The 5,566-nt window shown below is 71.5% G+C and carries 8 protein-coding genes; 5 read left to right on the top strand and 3 right to left on the bottom strand.

The genetic code is table 11. The features are described from left to right. Positions 1–249 (top strand): hypothetical protein (locus IE312_RS33980; protein WP_189986078.1); only part of this gene is annotated, 249 nt, incomplete at its 5' end. A gap of 37 nt (positions 250–286) precedes the next feature. On the opposite strand, the gene IE312_RS33975 is transcribed toward IE312_RS33980, so the two are convergent. Next, positions 287–820 (bottom strand): HAD domain-containing protein, encoded by a 534-nt coding sequence (locus IE312_RS33975; RefSeq protein ID WP_189986077.1) that lies wholly within the window; start codon positions 818–820, stop codon positions 287–289. A gap of 227 nt (positions 821–1,047) precedes the next feature. Between IE312_RS33975 and ettA the strand changes: the two genes are divergently transcribed. Genes ettA through IE312_RS33960 form a run of 3 tightly spaced genes read left to right on the top strand, consistent with a single transcriptional unit; the run spans position 1,048 to position 3,806 of the window. After that, positions 1,048–2,712, top strand: a complete 1,665-nt coding sequence (gene ettA / locus IE312_RS33970) for an energy-dependent translational throttle protein EttA (RefSeq protein WP_189986076.1) — start codon at positions 1,048–1,050, stop codon at positions 2,710–2,712. A 6-nt stretch (positions 2,713–2,718) separates the two neighbouring features. Beyond that, complete coding sequence (locus IE312_RS33965) at positions 2,719–3,132, top strand: acyl-CoA thioesterase (RefSeq protein ID WP_189986075.1); 414 nt, start codon at positions 2,719–2,721, stop codon at positions 3,130–3,132. Beyond that, on the top strand, positions 3,129–3,806 hold the full coding sequence (locus IE312_RS33960) for a DUF8185 domain-containing protein (protein WP_189986074.1): 678 nt from the start codon (positions 3,129–3,131) through the stop codon (positions 3,804–3,806). Before IE312_RS33965 ends, IE312_RS33960 begins: the two co-directional genes overlap by 4 nt. Positions 3,807–3,825: 19 nt before the next feature. On the opposite strand, the gene IE312_RS33955 is transcribed toward IE312_RS33960, so the two are convergent. Further along, positions 3,826–4,230, bottom strand: coding sequence for a globin (locus tag IE312_RS33955; RefSeq protein WP_189986073.1), 405 nt, complete (start codon positions 4,228–4,230; stop codon positions 3,826–3,828). A 95-nt stretch (positions 4,231–4,325) separates the two neighbouring features. On the opposite strand from IE312_RS33955, the gene IE312_RS33950 reads away from it, so the two are divergent. Then, complete coding sequence (locus IE312_RS33950; RefSeq protein ID WP_189986072.1) at positions 4,326–5,303, top strand: methyltransferase domain-containing protein; 978 nt, start codon at positions 4,326–4,328, stop codon at positions 5,301–5,303. Positions 5,304–5,310: 7 nt separating this feature from the next. Here IE312_RS33950 and IE312_RS43070 read toward each other — a convergent pair. Beyond that, positions 5,311–5,566 (bottom strand): FHA domain-containing protein (locus IE312_RS43070; RefSeq protein ID WP_229900756.1); only part of this gene is annotated, 256 nt, incomplete at its 5' end.

The following is a 5,566-nucleotide window of genomic DNA, read 5'->3' as shown; positions in this document are numbered from 1 at the left end:
GGCGTCCGCAGCGAGCACGCCTACCTGGCCGCCTTCGCCTCGATCGGTCTCACCGTCGTCGCCTGGGCGACCAGTCTCAAGGCCGAGCCCGGCACCGGCCTGGACCGCGCCGATCGCTGGGGCCTGTTCGTGGGCGAGTGGGCTCCCACCTTCTTCGGCCTCGGCGTCGCCCTGTCCCATTACGAACAGCAGGACGGCACCCTGGCGGCCAGCGTCCACGAATTCCCGGGCAGCAAGATGGCCGGCTGACGAAGGCGAGAAGCGACGCGGTTCCGGGCGGCGGCTCTCACCAGCCGTGCGGATGCCGCGTCGGTATTCGTCGCGGCGGCCAAGGGCGCCTCGCCCCGAGCCAGGCGCCGAGTGCCGAGAAGTCGGCGTCCGTGAGTCCCTGGGCCGGGTCGACGCGATGGAGCAGGGACGGCCCAGGGTGCCGGGCGTCGACCCACAAGCGGTCCATGGCGCTGATCTCGTCGTCGACCCAGATGAACGGTCGGCCGTCGGCCCACTCGACCAGGGGGCGGGTCTTCCAGTGCAGGCCGCGGGGTGTGTCGTCGGGGCCGGCGTCCGGCCACTCCACCACGGGCAGCTCCGGCAGTCCCAGGCGCGGAGCGACGGCCTCGTTCGCATCCTCCGCCCACGTCGTGGCCCACACGAGAGAGCAGCCCAGGGCGAGGAGACGCGATCCGATGCCGGGGTCCAGTCGATCAAGCAGCGGGTTGCCCTGATCGAGCGACGTCGAGGAGCCGTACGACGCCCCGAACGGGATGAGTGGACCGTCGACGTCGAGGAAGAGGAGGGGGCGCTCGGCTGCGCTGGTCACAGCGGCACGATAGCCCGCGTAGCGACGGCTGCCCGGGCCGCGCGAGGGTGCGCCAGGCAGCTCGACGGTGACTCGCGGCGGCGGACGAGCCGGCGAGTCACCGTCGCGGCCCTTGAAACCCCAGGTCACAGACTCCGGACCGAACGGGTTAACACCCAAGCCTGGCGTTCAGGCAAGATGGGGTGTATCTGCCCACTGCCAGATTTCAAGCTGCCGGACGGTTTCTCTTGGCTGAGTACATCTACACCATGCGCAAGGCGCGCAAAGCGCACGGCGACAAGGTGATCCTCGACGACGTCACCCTGAGCTTCCTGCCGGGGGCGAAGATCGGTGTCGTCGGGCCGAACGGCGCGGGCAAGTCGACCGTCCTGCAGATCATGGCGGGACTGCAGCAGCCGTCCAACGGTGACGCCTTCCTGTCGCCGGGCTACAGCGTGGGCATCCTGCTCCAGGAGCCCCCGCTGAACGAGGAGAAGACCGTCCTGGAGAACGTCCAGGAGGGTGTCGCCGAGATCAAGGGCAAGCTCGACCGGTTCAACGAGATCGCCGAGCTGATGGCGACCGACTACTCCGACGCGCTGCTCGACGAGATGGGCAAGCTGCAGGAGCAGCTCGACCACGCCAACGCCTGGGACCTCGACGCCCAGCTGGAGCAGGCCATGGACGCCCTGGGCTGCCCGCCCGGCGACTGGCCCGTCACCACCCTCTCCGGCGGTGAGAGGCGCCGCGTCGCGCTCTGCAAGCTGCTGCTGGAGCAGCCCGACCTGCTGCTGCTCGACGAGCCCACCAACCACCTCGACGCCGAGTCGGTGAACTGGCTGGAGCAGCACCTCGCCAAGTACCCGGGCACCGTCGTGGCGATCACCCACGACCGGTACTTCCTGGACAACGTCGCCGAGTGGATCCTCGAACTCGACCGCGGCCGCGCCTACCCGTACGAGGGCAATTACTCCACCTACCTGGAGACCAAGGCGACCCGCCTCAAGGTCGAGGGCCAGAAGGACGCCAAGCGCGCGAAGCGGCTCAAGGAAGAGCTGGACTGGGTCCGCTCCAACACCAAGGGGCGGCAGGCCAAGTCCAAGGCCCGTCTCGCGCGGTACGAGGAGATGGCCGCCGAGGCGGAGAAGATGCGGAAGCTGGACTTCGAGGAGATCCAGATTCCGCCGGGCCCGCGCCTGGGCAACGTCGTGGTCGAGGTCAACGACCTGCACAAGGGCTTCGGCGAGAAGATCCTCGTCGACGGCCTGTCGTTCACGCTGCCGCGCAACGGCATCGTCGGCGTGATCGGCCCGAACGGCGCCGGCAAGACCACGCTGTTCAAGATGATCCAGGGTCTGGAGACCCCGGACTCCGGTGACATCAAGGTCGGCGAGACCGTCAAGATCTCGTACGTCGACCAGTCCCGCGCCAACATCGACCCGAAGAAGACGCTGTGGGAGGTCGTGTCCGACGGCCTCGACTACATCAACGTCGGCCAGGTCGAGATGCCGAGCCGGGCGTACGTGTCCGCCTTCGGCTTCAAGGGCCCGGACCAGCAGAAGCCGGCCGGCGTCCTGTCCGGCGGTGAGCGCAACCGGCTCAACCTGGCGCTGACCCTGAAGCAGGGCGGCAACCTGCTGCTCCTCGACGAGCCCACCAACGACCTCGACGTCGAGACGCTCTCCAGCCTGGAGAACGCGCTGCTGGACTTCCCCGGCTGCGCCGTCGTCGTCTCCCACGACCGGTGGTTCCTCGACCGCGTCGCGACGCACATCCTCGCCTACGAGGGTGAGTCGAAGTGGTTCTGGTTCGAGGGCAACTTCGAGTCCTACGAGAAGAACAAGATCGAGCGGCTCGGCCCGGACGCCGCGCGTCCGCACCGCGCCACCTACAAGAAGCTGACCCGGGGCTGATCGATCTTGCGGCACCTCTACCGCTGCCCGCTGCGCTGGTCGGACATGGACGCCTACGGCCATGTCAACAATGCGGTCTTCCTCCGTTACCTTGAAGAGGCCCGTATCGACTTCCTCGCCCTGCGGGCCAAGGAGTCCAAGGAAGGCTCCGTGGTGGCGCGCCACGAGATCGACTACAAGCGGCAGCTCGTCCACCGGCCCACACCGGTGGACATCGAGCTGTGGGTCACCGAGATCAAGGCCGCGTCCTTCACCGTCTCCTACGAGGTGAAGGACGACGACCTGGTCTACGTACGGGCCTCGACGGTCATCGTGCCGTTCGACTTCGAGACCCAGCGGCCGCGCCGGATCACCGCGGAGGAGCGCGAGTTCCTCCAGCGGTACACGGACGCGGCCGGCGAGGAGGCCGTCGCGGCATGACGGTGCTGCACCTGGCCGACGAGACGGAGGCGGCGGACCTCGCCGCCTTCCTCTCCCGGCTGCTGCACTACGACCGCGGGGCCGCGGTGCGGCTGCAGGCGGCCGGCACCGCCCTCGCCGTCTTCGGCCGGCCGCCGTCCTTCGAGGTGCTGGCCGTCCGCGCGGTCCGGCTGGCGAAGCCGTACGAGGACGGGCTGGACGTCACCCTCGACGTGACCGTCTCCGCCGGCGAGTTCCTGGAGTCCGTCGACGAGCGGGCGGCCACCGCCGCCGTCCCGGGCGCGGTCACCGGACCGCCGTGGGCCGGGCTGCTGCCCCCGCGTGCCGGCTGGCAGCCGGAGCCCGGGCTGCCCGCGCCGGACGCGCTGCGCGCCACCGTCGCCGCGGCGGTGGCCGAGTTCCGCGCACGCACCGAGGAGCTGCCGCCCGAGGACCGTACCCGGGCGGAGCTGGACCGGATCGGGCGGGACATCTGGTCCCGGGAGATCAGGGGCACCCGGCTGCCGGTGCGGGCCGTGCACGCGGCCCAGTCCCTGGGCTTCCTGCGACCCGGCACCGGGCCGGGCGACACCGGGCTGTTCTCGTCGGGGGCGTGGCTGCGGCTGCGCACGCCGTACGGATCGGTGGCGGTACGGCGGGCGGGGCTCGGGTCGTTCGGGCTGAGCGTGCGCTGAACCGGAGCCCCGCTCGGGATCAGTCGGGGGTGTTCACCATCGACGCGGCGGCGTACGTCAGGTAGTTCCACAGGGTGTGCTCGTGTTCCTCGGACAGCCCCAGCTCGTCGACCGCCGCCCGCATGTGGCGCAGCCAGGCGTCGTGCGCGGCCCGGTCCACGGTGAACGGCGCGTGCCGCATCCGCAGCCGCGGGTGGCCGCGGTTCTCGCTGTACGTCGTGGGACCGCCCCAGTACTGCATCAGGAACAGGACCAGCCGCTCCTCGGCCGGGCCCAGGTCCTCCTCCGGGTACATCGGCCGCAGGAGCGGGTCCTCGGCGACTCCCTGGTAGAAACGGTGGACGAGCCGGCGGAAGGTGTCCTCCCCGCCGACCTGCTCGTAGAAGGTCTGCTCCTGTAGCGTGCCGCGCCGAATCTCTTTCACCCGTCCATCGTCTCAGACCGGACGACCCAGGACTCAAGGCTTAGGACCACCCCGGCCGCCACCGCCCGCGGGCCTTCCGCCCCTACTGTGGAGCCATGGGCGCCCACGACGAGGAGACCGGGGTTCTCGCCGACGCGGCACGGGCCGCGCTGGTACGGGAGATCGACGCCGACGGGGCCTGGGCGGCGGATCCGGTGTGGCGGGAGGCGTTCGCCGCGGTGCCCCGGCACCTGTTCGTGCCGTACTACTACGCCGCCGGGCCGCGCGGCTACGAGCGCCGCTGGGGCGAGAACCCGGACCCCGAGGCCCGGGAACGCTGGGTGTGCGGCGCCTACGCGGACGAACCGCTGGCCACCCGGCTGCGCGACGGCGAGCTGGTCTCCTCCAGCAGCCAGCCCTCCCTGATGGCCCGGATGCTGGTCGCCCTGCGCGTCGGGGACGGCGACCGGGTGCTGGAAGTGGGCGCCGGCACCGGCTACAACGCGGCCCTGCTCGCCCACCGGCTGGGTGCGGACGACCTCGTCACCACGATCGACCTGGAACCGGAGATCACCGAGTCGGCCCGGCAGCACCTCGCCGCGGCCGGCTTCCACCCGGTCGTCGTCACCGGCGACGGCGCCCGCGGAGTGCCCGAACGCGCGCCCTACGACCGGATCATCGCCACCTGCGAGCTGCCCACCGTGCCGCGCGCCTGGCTCGCCCAGTGCCGCCCCGGCGCGCGCGTCCTCACCCCGCTCGCCACCGGCCTGCTCCTGCTGACCGTGCGGGACGCGGAGCACGCCGAGGGCCGCTTCCTGCCCGGGGCCGCCTTCTTCGTGCCGCTGCGCGGCGAGGGCAGGACGGGACCCGAGGGCGTCCGCCTGGCCGGGCTGCCGGTCCGGGCCCGCGAGCAGGAACCGTTCCGCTTCCTGCTCGCGCTGACCCGGGGCGGCCTCGACCCCCGGCGGGCGTACGCGCTGTGGGAGCGCGAGGGCGAGCCCGGCCGCGGACGCTACGGCGTCACGGTGGCCGGCCGGCGCACCTGGGCGTGGCTGGACGACCCGCAGGGGCCGTACACCTGGCCCCTGCCCTGAGCGCCGCTCAGCCCCGGCGGACGGTGATCGTCGTCCAGGCGCCCACGTGCACCCGGTCGCCGTCCCGCAGCGGGACCGGCACGAACGGCTGGATCGGCTCCTCCGACATGTTGACGGTGGTGCCGTTCGTCGAGTTCTGGTCGACGACCGCCCAGCCGCCGTCCGGCTGCTGCACCAGCACCGCGTGCTGGTGCGAGACGCCCGGGTCCTCCGGCGGCACCGACAGGTCGATGTCGGGGGTGTCGCCGGTGGAGTGCCGGCGG

The organism is Streptomyces capoamus (genome assembly GCF_014654935.1).
GTDB lineage: Bacteria > Actinomycetota > Actinomycetes > Streptomycetales > Streptomycetaceae > Streptomyces > Streptomyces capoamus.
Note: the sequence above shows the minus strand (reverse complement) of the source record. Positions and strands in the feature narration are given on the sequence as shown.